This is a genomic window from Sphingomonas sp. 1F27F7B, assembly GCF_005503355.1.
Taxonomy (GTDB): Bacteria; Pseudomonadota; Alphaproteobacteria; order Sphingomonadales; family Sphingomonadaceae; genus Sphingomonas.
In genome coordinates this window covers 1-15,708 of record NZ_SCMK01000031.1, presented here as the reverse complement: position 1 = coordinate 15,708, position 15,708 = coordinate 1, and the positions used below count along the sequence as shown (strand labels likewise).

General features: G+C 66.4%; 16 protein-coding genes. 8 read left to right on the top strand and 8 right to left on the bottom strand.

Features of this window, described 5'->3' with window-relative positions; genetic code table 11:
• The first annotated feature begins 30 nt into the window (after nucleotides 1-30).
• The gene (locus FFS08_RS20880) at nucleotides 31-1,194 is read left to right on the top strand and encodes an MFS transporter (RefSeq protein WP_137864457.1); all 1,164 of its coding nucleotides are present in this window, start codon (nucleotides 31-33) and stop codon (nucleotides 1,192-1,194) included.
• Nucleotides 1,195-1,483: 289 nt separating this feature from the next.
• Complete coding sequence (locus FFS08_RS20875; RefSeq protein WP_137864456.1) at nucleotides 1,484-3,547, top strand: S9 family peptidase; 2,064 nt, start codon at nucleotides 1,484-1,486, stop codon at nucleotides 3,545-3,547.
• Nucleotides 3,548-3,790: 243 nt separating this feature from the next.
• Here the strand turns inward: FFS08_RS20875 and FFS08_RS20870 are convergent, their stop codons facing one another.
• A complete protein-coding gene (locus tag FFS08_RS20870) occupies nucleotides 3,791-3,997 on the bottom strand; it encodes a hypothetical protein (protein ID WP_171012748.1) in 207 nt (68 codons plus the stop codon).
• 121 nt (nucleotides 3,998-4,118) lie between these two features.
• Between FFS08_RS20870 and FFS08_RS20865 the strand changes: the two genes are divergently transcribed.
• Both FFS08_RS20865 and FFS08_RS20860 read left to right on the top strand, forming a co-directional pair.
• Nucleotides 4,119-4,595 (top strand): c-type cytochrome, encoded by a 477-nt coding sequence (locus FFS08_RS20865; protein ID WP_171012749.1) that lies wholly within the window; start codon nucleotides 4,119-4,121, stop codon nucleotides 4,593-4,595.
• Between the two features lie 135 nt (nucleotides 4,596-4,730).
• Entirely contained in the window at nucleotides 4,731-5,690 is a 960-nt protein-coding gene (locus FFS08_RS20860; RefSeq protein WP_212742057.1) for a lipase family protein, read from the top strand.
• 178 nt (nucleotides 5,691-5,868) lie between these two features.
• Here FFS08_RS20860 and FFS08_RS20855 read toward each other — a convergent pair whose 3' ends face one another.
• The gene (locus FFS08_RS20855) at nucleotides 5,869-6,486 is read right to left on the bottom strand and encodes an opacity protein (protein ID WP_137864453.1); all 618 of its coding nucleotides are present in this window, start codon (nucleotides 6,484-6,486) and stop codon (nucleotides 5,869-5,871) included.
• A gap of 285 nt (nucleotides 6,487-6,771) precedes the next feature.
• On the opposite strand from FFS08_RS20855, the gene FFS08_RS20850 reads away from it, so the two are divergent.
• Nucleotides 6,772-7,443 carry a hypothetical protein gene (locus FFS08_RS20850; RefSeq protein ID WP_137864452.1) on the top strand — a complete coding sequence of 224 codons (672 nt, stop codon included), beginning with the start codon at nucleotides 6,772-6,774 and terminating at the stop codon, nucleotides 7,441-7,443.
• 56 nt (nucleotides 7,444-7,499) lie between these two features.
• Here FFS08_RS20850 and FFS08_RS20845 read toward each other — a convergent pair whose 3' ends face one another.
• From FFS08_RS20845 to FFS08_RS20830, 4 genes are read right to left on the bottom strand one after another with little or no spacing between them, the layout of a single operon-like run.
• A complete protein-coding gene (locus FFS08_RS20845; protein ID WP_137864451.1) occupies nucleotides 7,500-8,558 on the bottom strand; it encodes a ribonucleotide-diphosphate reductase subunit beta in 1,059 nt (352 codons plus the stop codon).
• A gap of 5 nt (nucleotides 8,559-8,563) precedes the next feature.
• Nucleotides 8,564-8,776, bottom strand: coding sequence for a hypothetical protein (locus FFS08_RS20840; protein WP_137864450.1), 213 nt, complete (start codon nucleotides 8,774-8,776; stop codon nucleotides 8,564-8,566).
• A complete protein-coding gene (locus tag FFS08_RS20835; RefSeq protein ID WP_137864449.1) occupies nucleotides 8,773-8,994 on the bottom strand; it encodes a hypothetical protein in 222 nt (73 codons plus the stop codon). Before FFS08_RS20835 ends, FFS08_RS20840 begins: the two co-directional genes overlap by 4 nt.
• A complete protein-coding gene (locus tag FFS08_RS20830; RefSeq protein WP_137864448.1) occupies nucleotides 8,991-9,335 on the bottom strand; it encodes a hypothetical protein in 345 nt (114 codons plus the stop codon). The genes FFS08_RS20835 and FFS08_RS20830 overlap by 4 nt, the downstream gene beginning before the upstream one ends.
• A 101-nt stretch (nucleotides 9,336-9,436) precedes the next feature.
• Between FFS08_RS20830 and FFS08_RS20825 the strand changes: the two genes are divergently transcribed.
• Nucleotides 9,437-9,700 (top strand): DUF2171 domain-containing protein, encoded by a 264-nt coding sequence (locus FFS08_RS20825; RefSeq protein WP_137864447.1) that lies wholly within the window; start codon nucleotides 9,437-9,439, stop codon nucleotides 9,698-9,700.
• 89 nt (nucleotides 9,701-9,789) lie between these two features.
• Here the strand turns inward: FFS08_RS20825 and FFS08_RS20820 are convergent, their stop codons facing one another.
• Both FFS08_RS20820 and FFS08_RS20815 read right to left on the bottom strand, forming a co-directional pair.
• Complete coding sequence (locus FFS08_RS20820) at nucleotides 9,790-10,212, bottom strand: SPFH domain-containing protein (protein ID WP_249341335.1); 423 nt, start codon at nucleotides 10,210-10,212, stop codon at nucleotides 9,790-9,792.
• Nucleotides 10,213-10,286: 74 nt separating this feature from the next.
• Nucleotides 10,287-12,218, bottom strand: coding sequence for a ribonucleoside-diphosphate reductase subunit alpha (locus FFS08_RS20815; protein WP_137864445.1), 1,932 nt, complete (start codon nucleotides 12,216-12,218; stop codon nucleotides 10,287-10,289).
• 565 nt (nucleotides 12,219-12,783) lie between these two features.
• On the opposite strand from FFS08_RS20815, the gene FFS08_RS20810 reads away from it, so the two are divergent.
• Nucleotides 12,784-14,469 carry an MFS transporter gene (locus tag FFS08_RS20810; RefSeq protein WP_137864444.1) on the top strand — a complete coding sequence of 562 codons (1,686 nt, stop codon included), beginning with the start codon at nucleotides 12,784-12,786 and terminating at the stop codon, nucleotides 14,467-14,469.
• Nucleotides 14,462-15,625, top strand: a complete 1,164-nt coding sequence (locus tag FFS08_RS20805) for an HlyD family secretion protein (protein WP_137864443.1) — start codon at nucleotides 14,462-14,464, stop codon at nucleotides 15,623-15,625. The genes FFS08_RS20810 and FFS08_RS20805 overlap by 8 nt, the downstream gene beginning before the upstream one ends.
• The last annotated feature ends 83 nt before the right edge of the window (nucleotides 15,626-15,708 follow it).

The window sequence follows — 15,708 nt, the reverse complement described above, 5'->3', positions numbered from 1 at the left end:
GCGCTGCCGCACAAATCCGGAGCCATATCCATGAGTCCCCGCCTCGCCCTCACTGCGCTTTCCATTGGTGCCTTCGGCATCGGCGTCACCGAATTCACGCCGATGGGGCTGCTGCCCGTGATCGCGGGCGATCTGGGCGTGTCGATTCCCGCCGCCGGCCTGCTGGTCAGCGCCTATGCGATCGGCGTGCTGATCGGCGCGCCGCTGATGACGCTGACGACCGGGCGCGTGCCCCGCCGCACGCTGCTGATCGCGCTCGCCGGCATCTTCACGCTCGGCAACCTGCTGGCAGCGGCGGCGGACAGCTATGCGATGCTGCTGGCCGCACGGATCGTCACGTCACTCAATCACGGCGCATTCTTCGGCGTGGGATCGGTGGTGGCGGCCGGCCTGGTCCCGCCCGAGCGGCGAGCCGGAGCGATCGCGACGATGTTCATGGGGCTGACGATCGCGACGATCGGCGGCGTGCCGCTCGCTACCTGGGCGGGCGAGGCATTCGGCTGGCGCGCGGTGTTCGCCGCGATCGCGGCGATCGGCGTGGTGACCATGGCGGCGCTGCGCCTGTTCGTGCCGGCGCTGCCCGGCCAGGCGGATGCCGATATGGGCGCGGAGCTGCGCGTGCTCGGCCGCGGCCCGGTGCTGTTCGCGCTGGCGCTGACCATGGTGGGGTTCAGCGCGATGTTCACCGTGTTCACCTATATCGCGCCGATCCTGCGCGACGCCGCCCATGCCTCGACCTTCCAGGTGACGGTGGCGCTGGTGCTGTTCGGCATCGGCCTTACCGCGGGCAACTGGCTGGGCGGGCGCTACGCCGACCGTTCGGTCGAGGCCGCGCTGATCACGATGACGGCGGCGCTGGCCGTGCTGCTGGTGCTGTTCGCCTTCGGCATGTTCTCGCTGCCGGTGGGGATGATCCTGCTGCCGCTATGGGGCGCGGCGAGCTTCGCGCTGGTGCCGCCATTGCAGATGCGCGTGATGGACGCTGCGCACGAAGCGCCCAACCTCGCCTCGGCGATGAACATCGGCGCGTTCAACCTGGGCAATGCCATCGGCGCCGCGCTGGGCGGCGAAGTGATCCGCCAGGGGCTGGGCTATCCGGCCGTGTCGCTCGCCGGCGCGGCGATGGCGCTGGCGGGGCTGGCGATGGTGCTGGCGCCACGACTGGTGCGGCGGCGGGCAGTGGCGGTCTGCTGAGGGGCGCGCTAGGGTCCGTACTCGCTATCGGCAATGGCCGTGATCGCCCTGGGAAGGCTGCTGGCGAGGAGGATCGTGCAGTCGCGTAGCGGCGTCCGACGAAGTCCAGGAGCCTTCCCAGGGCGACCCCTTCGGAGCGGGCGGATTTTGGCGCACAGCGGCGTCGCGAGCCGGAGTCCCTTGGGGTCACGATGCAAAGGCATCGCTCCCTCCTCGCTCCTACCTGTGCGCCAAAATCCGCTCCGTCACGACCGTTGCCGATAGCGAGTACGGACCCTAGGAAAGGCCGATGACCGATCTTCCCGCGCCGCCCGTCGCCGCCATCCGTCCGCACAGCTTCACTCGCCACGGCGTCACCATCGAGGACCCCTGGGCCTGGCTCAAGGACCCGGCCTATCCCACCGTCACCGACAAGGACGTGCTTGCCTATCTCGAGGAAGAGAACGGCTATTTCGAGAAAGTGATGGAGCCGCTCGAGCCCCTCTCCGAAGCGCTGTTCCAGGAAATGCGCGGGCGGATCAAGGAAGACGAATCGACCGTGCCGCAAAAGGACGGCGACTGGCTCTACTGGACCGACTACGAGACCGGCGGCGAATATCCGCGCTGGTGGCGCCGCCATGTCGACGGCGGCGAGGACGTGCTGATCCTCGACGAGCCCGCGCTGGCGGAGGGCAAGGAATATTTCCGGCTCGGCGCCTTCTCGGTGAGCCCGGACGGGCGGCTGCTCGCCTATGCCTTTGACGACAACGGCTCGGAACGGTTCGAAGTTCGCGTGAAGGACCTGGAGACCGGCGAATTGCTGCCGGACCTGATCCCCGGCATGCTCTCGGAGATCGTCTGGACCGCGGACTCCAGGGGCTTTCTCTACGGCGTCGCCAACGAGAACTGGCGCACCGACAATGCGCGCTGGCACCGGCTGGGCGAACCGGTCGCGAACGATGTCGAGCTCTTCAGGGAGGCCGATGAAGGCTACCGGGTCGCAGTGGGCGAGACCCAGTCGCGCAGCTATCTGCTGATCTCGACCGGCGACCATGTGACCAGCGAAGTCTATCTTCTCTCTCCGGAGGATCCGTCGCTGCCGATGGCTTGCGTCGCCCCCCGCAAGGAGGGCCGCGAATATGACGTGGACGAGCATGACGGCATGCTGTTCATCCACACCAACGACGTGGATCCGCAGTTCCGGCTGGTGACCGCGCCGGTGCGCAATCCCGGCGAATGGCGCGAGCGGATCGGCCCCTCGGCGCATTTCTACATGACCGGCGTGACGTGCTTCGCCGACTATTTCATTGTCGAGGGACGCGAGGACGGGCTCGATCAGATCGAGCTCCACCGCTATGATCCGGCCATCGCCCCGGTGCGGCTGAAATTCCCCGAGGCGAGCTATGTCGCGGGGCTGGGCGACAATCCCGAATATGCGATGGACAAGCTGCGCATCGGCTATGAATCGATGGTCACGCCGGGCACGGTCCAGGACTATACCGTCGCGACCGGCGCACTCGAGACGTTGAAGATCCAGGAGATCCCGTCGGGCTATGACGGATCGAAATACCGTACCGAGCGGCTGAAGATCCCCGCCCGCGACGGCACCGAAGTGCCCGTCTCCATCGTCTATCCGAAGGACTTCCCCAGGGACGGCACGGGCAAGCTCTATCTCTATGCCTATGGCGCCTATGGCCATGCGATCCCGCCGGGCTTCTCGACCAGCCGCATCTCGTTCCTCGATCGCGGCATCGCCTTCGCCATCGCCCATATCCGCGGCGGCGACGATCTTGGCCAGCAATGGTATCTCGACGGCAAGCTCGAGAAGCGCACCAACACGTTCAACGATTTCGTCGATGTGGCCCGGGGGCTGATCGACCGGGGCTTCACCCATGCCGGCGGCATCGCCATCGCGGGCCGCTCGGCGGGTGGCGAACTGATGGGCGCCGTGGTCAATTCCGATCCCGGGCTGTGGGGCGCGGTCGTCGCCGACGTGCCGTTCGTCGACGTGCTCAACACCATGCTCGACGAGAGCCTGCCGCTCACGCCCGGCGAATGGCCCGAATGGGGCAATCCGGTGGAAGACGCGGCCGCGTTCGAACTGATCCGCTCGTACAGCCCATACGACAACGTCACCGCGCAGGGATATCCGCCGCTGTTTATCTCGGGCGGGCTCAACGATCCGCGCGTGACATATTGGGAACCGGCGAAATGGGCCGCCCGGCTGCGCGCGACCAAGACCGACGACAATGTCCTGGTCCTCAAGACCAATATGGGTGCCGGCCATGGCGGCAAGTCCGGCCGGTGGGAAAGCCTGAAGGAAGCCGCCGACGAGATGGCCTTCGTGCTGTGGCAGCTCGGTGTGACCGAATAGTCCCGGCGTCTGGCCCGGATAGTCCCGGCGTCTGGCCCGGATAGTCCCGGCGTCTGGCCCGGATAGTCCCGGCGTCTGGCCCGGATAGTCCCGGCGTCTGGCCCGGATAGTCCCGGCGTCTGGCCCGGCCCCGGCCGCCAAGCGAAGCCGGGGAAAGGCTCCGCACCCGCCACTGGCGAGGCCCCTCCCCGGCTCCGACCAACGCCCGGGCGTGCCCGGCCGACGAGCGATCGGGGCGGCCCCCTAGGGGGGCCCGCCGATCGACCGCTCCACCAGCCGGGTCTCGCGGTGGCATTGGTGGCAGAAGGCGAAATCGAACGTCTCGCTGAGCACCCAGGCCTGGGAACTGACGTCCCATTCGGACCAGGCGTCGCGGGTGACGGCAATGCCGCCACAACGCTCGCATGCATACTCGACCCGAGGAGCTTCACCTTCTGCCACGCCCGGCACGATAGGCGATCTCCGGTCCGTTTCGGGGGCAACCATATCCATAATGGAGGAGGTTGCCCGGCCATTGCGGATCGCGGGCGACGGGCCTAGCCTGGTCTCCTTCGGCCAGGGGAGAGACTCGATGCGCACTTCCATGCTCGCACTCGGCGCCGCGGCGGCGCTGTTCACCGGCCTCGCGGCCACTGCGCCGGCAAGCCGCGCCGTAGCCGCCGATCCGACAACGGACGTGATCGCCGGCCGCAGGGCGGCGTTCCTGATGTCCGGCGCGCTGTTCGGCCAGATCAAGGCGGGCATCGATCGTGGCGACGATCCCAAGGCGCTGGGCTTCGCCGCCCGCGCGCTCGCCAATTGGGCCAAGGCGATCCCCGGCATGTTCCCCGCCGGCAGCAGCGGCGCCCCTTCCGAGGCGCTGCCCGCGGTGTGGAGCGACCGCACCGGCTTCGAGGCCCGCGCCGCCGGCTATGCCGCAGCGGCCGCCAAGCTCGCCGAGCTCGCCAAGGCCGGCGACAAGCCCGGCTTCGCCGCGCAGTTCGGCGAAGTGGGCAAGGCCTGCAAGGCGTGCCACGACGCCTATCGCAAGCCCGACGACCATCATTGAGCCGCCGTCCCGCGACTTCGGTTCCGGTTCAGCGCAACGAAAGCGCGGCTTTGCGATTTCAGGCTCCGGGGTTAACCCTAATTGCCCGTGCACCATGAAGCACGGCAAGCCTGCGTGGTTCGGGGAGTATTGCCGATGCACGACTGTATGAAACGCCGCCTGCTCTACGCGTCCAGCCAGGCTTATCAGCCCGCCATGCAGGTCCATGGCCGCAATGTCGGCTGGATCGAAGCGCCCTTCGTCGTGCGCCGCGAGAGCGCGCTCGGCCAGCGCCAGATCGACCAGGCGCTGGTCGGCCGCACGCCCCAGGGCGTGGTGGTGGCGTTCCGCGGCTCGCTTCCCCCCTTCTTCGGCGGCGCGCATGACGGCTGGGACGTGGTGCTCGACTGGCTGAACGACGCCTTCTCGCTGTGCGTCGAGGATTCGCATTATGGCGGCGGCGTGCATTTCGGCTTTGCCGAATCGATGCGCCGGCTGTGGCACGACGCGGGCTCGGGCCCGGGCGTGCGCACCGCGATCCAGGCGATGCTCGACCAGAGCCTGCTCGACCGCAAGGCGCGAGCGCATCTGTTCGTCACCGGCCATTCCAAGGGCGGCGCGCTCGCCAATCTCGCGGCGATGCGATCGGCACAGGTCAGGGAATGGGCCGACCTGCCGGTGAGCGTCGCCACCATCGCCGCGGCGCGCGCGGGCAATGCCGATTTCGCCGCGAGCTATGACCAAACCCGCATCGCCTGCCTGCGCTACGAGATGCCCGGCGACGTGGTGCCACATCTGCCGCTGAGCCCCGCCACGCCGGGCTGGGCCCGGGCAATCGCGCGCGGCGTGTTCCCCCGGCTTGCGATCGCCGATTATCAGCCCGTGGGGCTGCTCGTCGCGCCGCCGCCCGCGCCCAGGACCGGCCACCAGGCCTGGGCCGGCTCGCGCCGCCCGGTGCGCAGGCTGCTCGACCGGCGCGGCGCCGGGCTCGAGGCGCTGACTCCGGCGATCCTGAGCGCGCACGCCATCTGCCCCGGCAGCGGCTATGACCGGCTGATCTGCGACGGCGAAGCAGTGTGCGATCACGGCCAGGCGCCGAAGCGCAAGCGGGCCTGAGCGCGGGCCCGAGCCCGATCCGTATCCGTCACCCCGGGTGCATTCGCCGCGATGGAGCGGCGCAGGGACGGCTGCTGCAGGCATGCCGGATGCCGGAGCCCCGGATCGAGCCCTTGCCGGCCTGACGAAGCAGGCGGCGGCGCGCCCCATGGGGAGCCGCGCCGCCGCTGCTGCTCCATCAGAAGTGCGCGATCAGGCCGGCCATCGGGCGGAAGCTCTTCGCGTTGTTGAACGTGTTGATCTCCATGCGCAGGCGCACGCCGCTGTTGCCGGTGACGCCGCCCAGGCCGATGTCCTTGGGCCCGACCTCGACGCCGGCGCCATAGGTCATCGCGTGATAGTCGCGGCTGTCCTTGCCCAGCGCGTCGAAATTGACCCATTGATAGCCGACCTTGCCATAGATCAGGCCGCTCTCGCCCGCGCGCAGGCCGAAGCGGCCGGCGGCGCCATATTCCCAGTCGATATCGCCCTTGATGCCCTTGGCGACATTGCCCTCGGCACCGACGAAGACCGGCCCGAGCGGCACGTTGATGCCGGCGACGCCCTGGATCAGGCCGCCGTCAAAGGCGCGGCCGTCCGCCGGAATCGGTATGCCGGCGTTGGACTGGCGATCGAACCGCTCATAGCCGCCCAGGATGCCGATATAGGGCTCGATCCCGAAGGCGCGGGTACCGTCGGGCGCGGTTGCCGGGGCTGCGGCGGGGGTGGCGACGCTGGTGTCGGAGTCCTGCGCCTGGGCGACGGGGACGGCGAAGGGCGCCGCGGCGATCGCCGCGACTGCGAGAAGGATACGCATGTGGGGGAATAACCTCTTACGCTAACTCAAGACGCACCCCGCCTGGGCCCTGTTACCCTGGGCACCGGCGGCGGGGCATTGGGGAGAATGCGTGAGGAGTCCGCCTGGTTGCATTGCAGCATGGGATTGGGGCGGGGGTGTTGCCTTGGGGACACGGTAGCGATCGATCCGCGCGGCCTCCTCCGATAGAACGAAACAGAAACCTGGCACTTAGACCACCAGAGTGCTAAAAGCGTTGCATTGGGGGGTGTTGGTATCGTTCTAAATGACGATGGAGTCTGCCCAGTGACTTCGAAGACAATCAATCTTCACAAGCTGCTAAAGCTATTTGGCCTCAAAGATAGGCAATTAACATCCGCCCTTCGCCGCGAATTATACGGCGAAAAAAAGAGAATCGAAAACGGGCCAGGTGAAGGCGGTGACTTCCACGTACCTTTTTTGTCGGATGCGAAGGCGCATGTTATTGGTAAGGCCGATTTAGTTCAACAAACCCAGGCACGCGTTGAAGCAAGCGATCAGCGCAAGCGCCTATATCCCCAGTTGGCCGATGGCTTTCTCGACTGGCTAGAGCAGACGAAACGAAGCACAAACGAGAAAGTCGGCTGGCACGAAGGCAACGTCCATAATCACCATTCGATCCCAGAGCTCGACCTTACTCTCAAGGTGGACAATATGCTTGCCTTGAAAATCGGCCCGGACCGTTACCGGTTAATATACCCATATTTCACGGAAAAGCCGATACTACACGAACAGTGGGCGAGAGTCGGCCTATGGGCAATGTCTGAAGCACTGCCCGACCACAGCCGTTCCAACATGGAAATATTAGATATCCTACGAGGACGGGCGTTCTCTGGCGCCCGCTTGTTTTTGAAGGGCGACGAAGAGTATCTTTTCTCTAAACGCTACAGAGAAATTCTGGACGAATGGGATAACCTTCGCCCCGAATATGGGTTGTAACTTTTAATCGGGTAATGGGTGAGGAATGGCCTTGGCCAAACCCCACCCAACCTCTTTTACTCCGCCGCAATCCCCGCCTTGGAGAACATGTCCGGCCCGCCATCGCCGCCATCCTCGTTGGCGACCGGCGTCACCTTCGCCTTCTGGCGCTTGTCGAACGAATCCCACACCTCGTTCCATGCACCGCGGGTCGCCGCCTTCGAATATTCCGTCGCGCGGGTCTCGAAGAAATTGGCGTGCTCCACGCCGTTCAGCAGCGGGGCGAGCCAGGGGAGCGGGTGCTCCTCGACCATGTAGATCGGCTTGAGGCCGAGCTGGCCCAGGCGCCAGTCCGCGATGTAGCGGACATATTTCTTGATCTCCTTGGGCGTCATCCCGTTCACCGGGCCCATCTCGAACACCAGGTCGATGAACGCATCCTCGATGCGCACCGTCTTCTGGCACATGTCGAGAATGTCGTCGCGCACCGACGGAGTCAGGCAGTTGCGCTCCTTGCAGAAGGCGTGGAACAGCTTGATGATACCCTCGCAGTGCAGGCTCTCGTCGCGCACCGACCAGGACACGATCTGGCCCATGCCCTTCATCTTGTTGAAGCGCGGGAAGTTCATCAGCATCGCGAACGAAGCGAAGAGCTGCAGCCCCTCGGTAAAGCCGCCGAACATGGCGAGCGTCTTGGCGATATCCTCATCGGTGTCGACGCCGAAGGTGCTCAGATAGTCGTGCTTGTCCTTCATCTCCTTATACTGGAGGAAGGCGGCATATTCGGTCTCGGGCATGCCGATCGTGTCGAGCAGGTGCGAATAGGCGGCGATGTGGACCGTCTCCATGTTGCTGAACGCCGTCAGCATCATCTTGATCTCGGTCGGCTTGAACACGCGGCCATATTTCTCGTGGTAGCAATCCTGCACTTCCACGTCCGCCTGGGTGAAGAAGCGGAAAATCTGAGTGAGCAGGTTGCGCTCGTGATCGGTGAGCTTCTGGGCCCAGTCACGGCAATCCTCGCCCAGCGGCACTTCCTCCGGCAGCCAGTGGATCTGCTGCTGGCGCTTCCAGAACTCGAACGCCCAGGGATATTCGAAGGGCTTATAGGTCTTGCGGGCTTCGAGAAGCGGCATTGGGGTTACTCCGTGACGAACTGAGAATAGAGGAAGATCGAAGCGAGGATCGCTGCAGCGAACTGGAGGATCACGCCCCCGGTCCGGATGCCGCGCAGCCCTTCCGGGCCGGGATCGTCATTACCGAGCAGGCGGGCAGCGACGAGACGTGGCGCCAGCGTGAAGACCCCGCCCAGAATCCCGAAGAACGAGAAGGCGCCGACCAGGGGGTTGCTCATGCCACCCCTCCCGCCAGCGTGAACACCGCCGCGAAGCCGCCGAGGAACAGGCCGAGCGCGAAGAGCATCATGCCGGCGATGCGCAGGGCATAGGCCGTCGCCTCCGCCTCGGGCAGGCCGAGCGCGCGGCACGCCCAGCCGGGGCGGACGAGCACCGTCAGCCCCGCGGCGCCCGCGGCGCTGGCCAGCCCGGCCATCAAGGCGATGCTGCGCGTCATTCGTGGTCGATCACCCGGCCGCCGCGCTCGCGCACGATGCGGTCGCGATAGACGATGCGCGTCACCCGGTGCCCGCGATTGGCGCCGACGCCGAACACGCAGATGCCGAGGAAATAGCCGAAATCATACCAGCCGCCATTGTTGGGCACGGCATAGACGGCGACTTCGGGCATCAGCAGCGAAAGGAACCAGGCGACCGGGAAGATGAAGCCGTGCCACAGGCCGAGCAGAAAGCCCGGCGCCTCGGGCTGGACGGCGCTCGGCACCTGCTTGGCGCACGCGGCGAGCAGCAGGAAAGCAGCGAGAGGCAAGGCGCGCCAGGATGTGCGGACAGGGTTCATGCGATCTCCCTTTCGGATGGACGACAGGCGGCGCGGACGGCCGCATCGTTTCCCGGCCGCGTGCGTTGAGCGAGTGAACCATCCCCCCAAGGAGACCCGGAATGACCGATGTGCGCGCAATCCAGGAACATATGGAAGTGATCGGCGCCGACGGCGTCCATGTCGGCACCGTCGACAAGGTCGAGGGCAACCGGATCAAGCTGACCAGGAAGGATTCCGGCGCCGAAATCGCAGGCGCGACCGGCAGCCATGCCGGGCATCACCATTATGTCTCGATCGGCCTGGTCGCCGGCGTGGAAGGGGACAAGGTGCGCCTGTCGGCCACCGCGGCCAACGCCGTCGAGATCTTCGAGGAAGAGGCCTGATGCCAGCAGGCGGTGCGCGGCTCCGGCCCGCGCCGCCGCATCACGGCCGGCGCGGCGCGGATCGCGTACGCGGTGGCCGCGCGCGCGCATCAGTCGCCCGCCTCTGCCGGCTGCTTGATCCGGCGCGATTCCGTGATCGGCAGCCCCGCCTCGGTCGGCACGTAGATTAGCGAGGCCTTGCTCGATTCGAGCGCCTGGATCTGCAGATAGCGAAGATAGCCCTCGGGCCCGCCCAGACTATTCTGCAGGATGGCATTGGCCTGTGCGGCACCGCGGGCGCGGATCACTTCGGCTTCGGCGAGCTGCGTCGCGCTTTCCTTCTTGGCGCGCGCCTCGAGAATGGCGACCTGGCGCGAGGACTGAGCCTCGGCCAGCGCGGCCTCACCGGCCAACCGCTGCGAATAGACGCGATACTGCGGCCAGCCGATCAGCAGGACGAGCAGCAGCACGGCCGCAGCGCCGGCCGCCATCAGCGTGCATCCCATATTCTGGTTCATGGCATCCAATCTCATCGGTCCACCCTCACCGGCCCCGGAATCGAGCCAGACGCTTGCGGTATGCCGGCGCCCGGAGCCACCGCCCGCCATTACTGGCAGGCCAGGCACTCGTCGTAATCGGTGCTCTCACCCAGGTTGAACTGGGGCTTCTCGATCGTGTTGTCGGCCTCCACGCCGCCCGCGAAGCCGGCGCGCTGCACCGACTTGGAGCGGAGATAATAGAGCGACTTGATGCCAAGCTCCCAGGCGCGGAAGTGGAGCATCAGCAGGTCCCACTTCTCGACGTCCGCCGGGATGAACAGGTTCAGCGACTGGGCCTGGTCGATATAGGGCGAGCGATCGCCGGCCAGCTCGAGGATCCAGCGCTGGTCGATCTCGAACGAGGTCTTGTAGACGTCCTTCTCTTCCTGGCTGAGGAAGTCGAGATGCTGGACCGAGCCCCCCTGCTCGAGGATCGAGTTCCACACCGCATCCGAGTTCTTGCTCTTCTCGCTGAGCAGCTTCTCCAGATAGGGATTCTTGACCGAGAAGCTGCCCGACAGCGTCTTGTGCGTGTAGATGTTCGCCGGGATCGGCTCGATACAGGCGCTGGTGCCGCCGCAGATGATCGAGATCGACGCGGTCGGCGCGATCGCCATCTTGCAGCTGAAGCGCTCCATCACGCCCATGTCGGCCGCATCCGGGCACGGCCCGCGCTCCACCGCCAGCGCCATCGAGGCCTGATCGACCTGCGACTTCACATGCTTGAACATGCGCAGGTTCCAGCTCTTGGCCATCGCGCCTTCGAACGGGATGCCCCGCGCCTGGAGAAAGGAGTGGAAGCCCATCACGCCCAGCCCGACCGAGCGCTCGCGGCTGGCCGAATAAGCGGCCTTTTCCATGCCCGGCTCGGCACGGTCGATATAATCCTGCAGCACATTGTCGAGGAAACGCATCACGTCCTCGATCATCCCGGCCTCGCCCTTCCACTCGTCCCAGGTCTCGAGGTTGAGCGAGGAGAGGCAGCACACCGCGGTGCGCTCGTTGCCGAGATGGTCCTTGCCGGTCGGCAGGGTGATCTCCGAGCAGAGGTTCGACGTCGAGACCTTGAGGCCCAGGTCGCGGTGATGCTTGGGCATGTTCGAGTTCACGTGGTCGGCGAACACGATGTATGGCTCGCCGGTGGCGAGGCGAGTCTCGACCAGCTTCTGGAACAGCGCGCGCGCATCGACCTTGCCGCGGACCGACTGGTCCTTGGGGCTCTTGAGCTCCCATTCGCCGCCGCTGCGCACCGCTTCCATGAACGCGTCGGGGATCAGCACGCCGTGGTGCAGGTTCAGCGCCTTGCGGTTGAAGTCGCCCGAGGGCTTGCGGATCTCGAGGAACTCCTCGATCTCCGGGTGCGAGATGTCGAGATAGCAGGCCGCCGAGCCGCGGCGCAGCGAACCCTGCGAGATCGCCAGGGTCAGCGAATCCATCACGCGGACGAACGGAATGATGCCCGAGGTCTTGCCGTTGAGACCGACCGGCTCGCCGATGCCGCGGACATTGCCCCAATAGGTGCCGATGCCGCCGCCGCGCGAAGCGAGCCAGACATTCTCGTTCCAGGTGTCGACGATGCCGTTCAGGCTGTCCGGCACCGAATTGAGGAAGCAGGAGATGGGCAGGCCGCGGCCGGTGCCGCCGTTCGACAGAACAGGAGTGGCGGGCATGAACCACAGCTTCGAGATGTAATCATAGATGCGCTGGGCGTGCGGCTGGTCATCGGCATAGGCCGAGGCGACGCGCACGAACAGGTCCTGGAAATTCTCGCCGGGCAGCAGATAGCGGTCGCGCAGCGTCTCCTTGCCGAACTCGGTGAGCAGCGCGTCGCGCGAATGATCGACCTCGACGTCGAACGCACGCGGCGCGACGGCCTTGCTGTCGTTCCGCTTGCGCACCTTCGCCGTCTTGGTGGCATCGCTCGCAGCCGGCTTGCCGGCAGTGGCGGGGGCTTCGGCGACGGTCTCGTTCACGCTGTTTTCCGTGTCCCTGAATTCCATGACTCTCACCCCTGACAAAGCTTCACCGGCCTTCCCGCGGGGAAGGCATCAAATCCCGACTCAAGGGGCTGCCGATCCTAGCATCGACACGGCCGCGTGCGAAGAACAAAACATGTCCATCGCACTTCGTCCCAGGCACGAATCGACCCGCTCCGCATATGGGTATGCGGCGGCGAGTCCACCAGTGCTTGAGCTTGCCCCTCAGTGCAACCACAACAGATTGTGCCAATCCGAGTCCGCGCACAAGACCCGAAATGGTTAATTTCCACAACGTTTCGTCGCTAAAATGACTCGGTTCGTGGCACCTGCATATCTGCTGCAATGCCGCGACGCGCGGACTTTCCTAGGGTTTCCGAAAGGCAAGAGAACGAACGCGGAACGGTAAATTTTTTAGCGTGGAGGACTCAGGTAGACCACAAGCGGTTGTGGGTACCCCCTGCCGGCCACCCCAGTTGCAGTTTGCGCAACCGGGCGTTGCCGATTGCGCGATGTTCATGCGACGATGCCGGGGTCTAGAGGCAACCCCTTTGGCGGATCGTTCCGCCGCGCGCGGGATTATGTCGCAATGGCAACGAACGGGGCAACGAACGGGGCAAAGGCCGAGGAGCAGCCGGTATGGCAACCGGCCCCGCACGAGCGCTCGCCCATCCCCGGATCGCCGCCCACGCCCTGGCATCCACCCTTCCGGCGCGCTGCCTATATCTCGGTGGCGGTGCTGGTGATCCTCTCCGGCTCGCTGGGCAATGCGATCGTCACTGCCAACCTTACCACGTTGCAGGGGTCGCTGGGGCTCTATTCGGCCGAGATCCAGTGGCTGCCGACCGTCTATGTGATGACCAATGTCTGCGCGAACATGGTGCTGATCAAGTTCCGCCAGCAATTCGGCATCCGGCTGTTCACCCAGATCTTCCTCGGCGCCTTCGCGCTCACCACGGCGGGCCACCTGCTCGCGCACAGCTTCGCGACGGCGGTGGCGGTGCGCGCGCTGAGCGGGATCGCGGCCGCCGCATGCAGCACGGTGGGCCTGCTCTACATGGTCCAGGCCTGGACGCCCGAGCACCGGCTGAAGGGCATCGTGATCGCGATCAGCCTGCCGCAGATCGCCGTCCCCCTCGCCCGCCTCTTCCCCAGCGAAGCCTTCGAGCCCGATCGCTGGCAGACCATGTATCTCTTCGAGCTGGGCCTGGCGCTGTTCTGCCTGGCCGCGGTGCGCTTGCTGGTGCTGCCGCCGGTCGAGCGGATGAAAGTGTTCGAGCCGCTCGACTTCGTGACCTTCCCGATCTTCGCGGCGGGCATCGGCCTGCTCTGCGCAGTGCTGGGCATGGGGCGGGTGCTGTGGTGGTTCGAGGCGCCGTGGATCGCCCCGGCGCTGATCGGCGCGATCGTGCTGCTGCCGATCGCCTGGCTGATCGAGCATCACCGCGAACGCCCCCTGCTCAACACGCGCTGGCTGGCGAGCCGCGACATCGTGCGCTTCGCCCTCGTCTCGATCCTGGTGCGCGTGGTGCTTTCGGAGCAGACGATCGGCGCCTCCGGGCTGCTCACCGTGCTGGGCATGGGCAATGATCAGATGCGGATGCTCTATCTGGTGGTGCTGATCGCGACGCTGGCCGGCGTGGCGATCGGCGCATTGACGCTCGATCCGCTGTTCCTGGGCAAGCCGATCCTGATCGCGCTGGCGTTGATCGGCCTGGGCGCCTGGCTCGATTCGGGTTCGACCAATCTCGTCCGCCCGCACGACATGTATTTCAGCCAGGCCCTGCTCGGCTTCGCCAGCGCGCTGTTCATCGGCCCGGCGATGCTGATCGGGCTGACGCGCGCGCTGCGCGAGGGCCCGACTCATTTCGTCAGCTTCTCGGCGCTGTTCGGCATCACCCAGAATCTGGGCGGCCTGTTCGGATCGGCGATGCTCGGCACCTTCCAGGTGATCCGCGAGCGGGCGCACAGCAATGCCATCGTCGCGCAGCTGGCGAGCGGCGATCCGCTGGTGGCGCAGCGGCTCCAGCAGAATGCAGCCGCCTATGGCCGCGTGCTGATCGATCCCAATCTGCGCCAGGCCGAGGGCGCGACGATCCTCTCGCAGACCGTGACGCGCGAAGCGAACATCCTGGCCTATAACGACACTTTCCTGCTGATCGCGGCGATCGCGGCGGGAACGATCGTCTGGGTCTTCATCCCCATCTTGCGGATCCGGCGCCAGAACCTGGCGCGCGCCGCGGCCGAGCAGCAAGCAGGAGCGAAGAATGGCTGAGCCGACCATCCCGGCGATCGAAGCGGAAGCGAAGCCCGGGCCGGTCCCGGCCCCCGCCCCCGCGCCGAGCGAGGGCGCGGACCCGCCGCCCACGCCGGAAGTCGCCGCGCGGCGCTGGATTCCGCCCAGGCTGTCCTGGACGGCCATCGTGATCGCGGCGCTGCTGGTCGCGGCGGGCATAGCCGCGGTGCTGATGGCGTGGCAGGTCTGGCCCTTTGCCGGCACCGTCCAGTCGACCGAGAACGCCTATGTGCGCGGGCAGGTGACGATCATCAGCCCCCAGGTGAGCGGCTATCTCACCGACGTGCCGGTGCAGGACTTCGCGACCGTGAAGGCGGGCGACATGCTCGCGACGATCGACGACCGCATCTATCGCCAGCGCGTCGACCAGGCGAAGGCGAACGTCGCCAGCGCCCAGGCGGCGCTCGCCAACAACCCGCAACAGGCGGCGTCCAAGACCGCGGCCTATGGCTCGCAGGAAGCGGCCGTCGCTTCGGCCCAGGCGCAACTCGCCAAGGCGCAGGCCGATTTCAACCGGATCGATGCGCTGGCGAAGCAGGGCTTCATCACCCGGCGCGATCGCGACGCCGCGCTCGCCGCGCTGCGCACCGCCCAGTCGGCGGTGGCGCAGGCCCAGGCGGCGCGGACGGTGGCGAGCGAGGACATCCGCAGCGTGACGGTGAGCAAGGACGGGCTGGTCGCCGCGGTGGATGCCGCCAGGGCGGCGCTGCACCTTGCCGAGATCGACTTGGCGAACACGGTGATCCGTGCGCCGGTGGCGGGGCAATTGGGCGAGATCGGCGGCCGGCGCGGGCAATATGTCACCGCCGGCACCCAGTTGATGGCGCTGGTGCCGACGACGCTCTGGGTAACCGCCAATTTCAAGGAGGCGCAGACGGCGAAGATCCGGCCGGGCGCAAAGGCGAGTTTCCGGGTGGACGCGCTGGGCAGCGCGAAGCTCACCGGTGTGGTCGAGCAACTGGCGCCGGCGGCGGGATCGGAGTTCGCGGTGATCCGCAGCGACAATGCCACCGGCAACTTCGTGAAGATCCCCCAGCGCATCGCGGTGCGGATCCGGATCGATCCGGGCCAGGCCGCGGCGGCGCGGCTGCGGCCGGGCATGTCGGTGGAGGCGAGCGTGGAGGTGGGGAACTAGGGTCGAGGCGCATCCGGCGAACCCCATCCCTCTCGCCCTGGCCCCGCCATCACCTCCCGCCCCACCACCCAGTCCCAACACCG

Coding starts and splice junctions, on each gene's coding strand:
- FFS08_RS20880 (WP_137864457.1), top strand. CDS start 31: ATGAGTCCCCGCCTCGCCCTCACTGCGCTTTCCATTGGTGCCTTCGGC.
- FFS08_RS20875 (WP_137864456.1), top strand. CDS start 1,484: ATGACCGATCTTCCCGCGCCGCCCGTCGCCGCCATCCGTCCGCACAGC.
- FFS08_RS20865 (WP_171012749.1), top strand. CDS start 4,119: ATGCGCACTTCCATGCTCGCACTCGGCGCCGCGGCGGCGCTGTTCACC.
- FFS08_RS20860 (WP_212742057.1), top strand. CDS start 4,731: ATGCACGACTGTATGAAACGCCGCCTGCTCTACGCGTCCAGCCAGGCT.
- FFS08_RS20855 (WP_137864453.1), bottom strand. CDS start 6,486: ATGCGTATCCTTCTCGCAGTCGCGGCGATCGCCGCGGCGCCCTTCGCC.
- FFS08_RS20845 (WP_137864451.1), bottom strand. CDS start 8,558: ATGCCGCTTCTCGAAGCCCGCAAGACCTATAAGCCCTTCGAATATCCC.
- FFS08_RS20840 (WP_137864450.1), bottom strand. CDS start 8,776: ATGAGCAACCCCCTGGTCGGCGCCTTCTCGTTCTTCGGGATTCTGGGC.
- FFS08_RS20835 (WP_137864449.1), bottom strand. CDS start 8,994: ATGACGCGCAGCATCGCCTTGATGGCCGGGCTGGCCAGCGCCGCGGGC.
- FFS08_RS20830 (WP_137864448.1), bottom strand. CDS start 9,335: ATGAACCCTGTCCGCACATCCTGGCGCGCCTTGCCTCTCGCTGCTTTC.
- FFS08_RS20825 (WP_137864447.1), top strand. CDS start 9,437: ATGACCGATGTGCGCGCAATCCAGGAACATATGGAAGTGATCGGCGCC.
- FFS08_RS20820 (WP_249341335.1), bottom strand. CDS start 10,212: ATGAGATTGGATGCCATGAACCAGAATATGGGATGCACGCTGATGGCG.
- FFS08_RS20815 (WP_137864445.1), bottom strand. CDS start 12,218: ATGGAATTCAGGGACACGGAAAACAGCGTGAACGAGACCGTCGCCGAA.
- FFS08_RS20810 (WP_137864444.1), top strand. CDS start 12,784: ATGGCAACGAACGGGGCAACGAACGGGGCAAAGGCCGAGGAGCAGCCG.
- FFS08_RS20805 (WP_137864443.1), top strand. CDS start 14,462: ATGGCTGAGCCGACCATCCCGGCGATCGAAGCGGAAGCGAAGCCCGGG.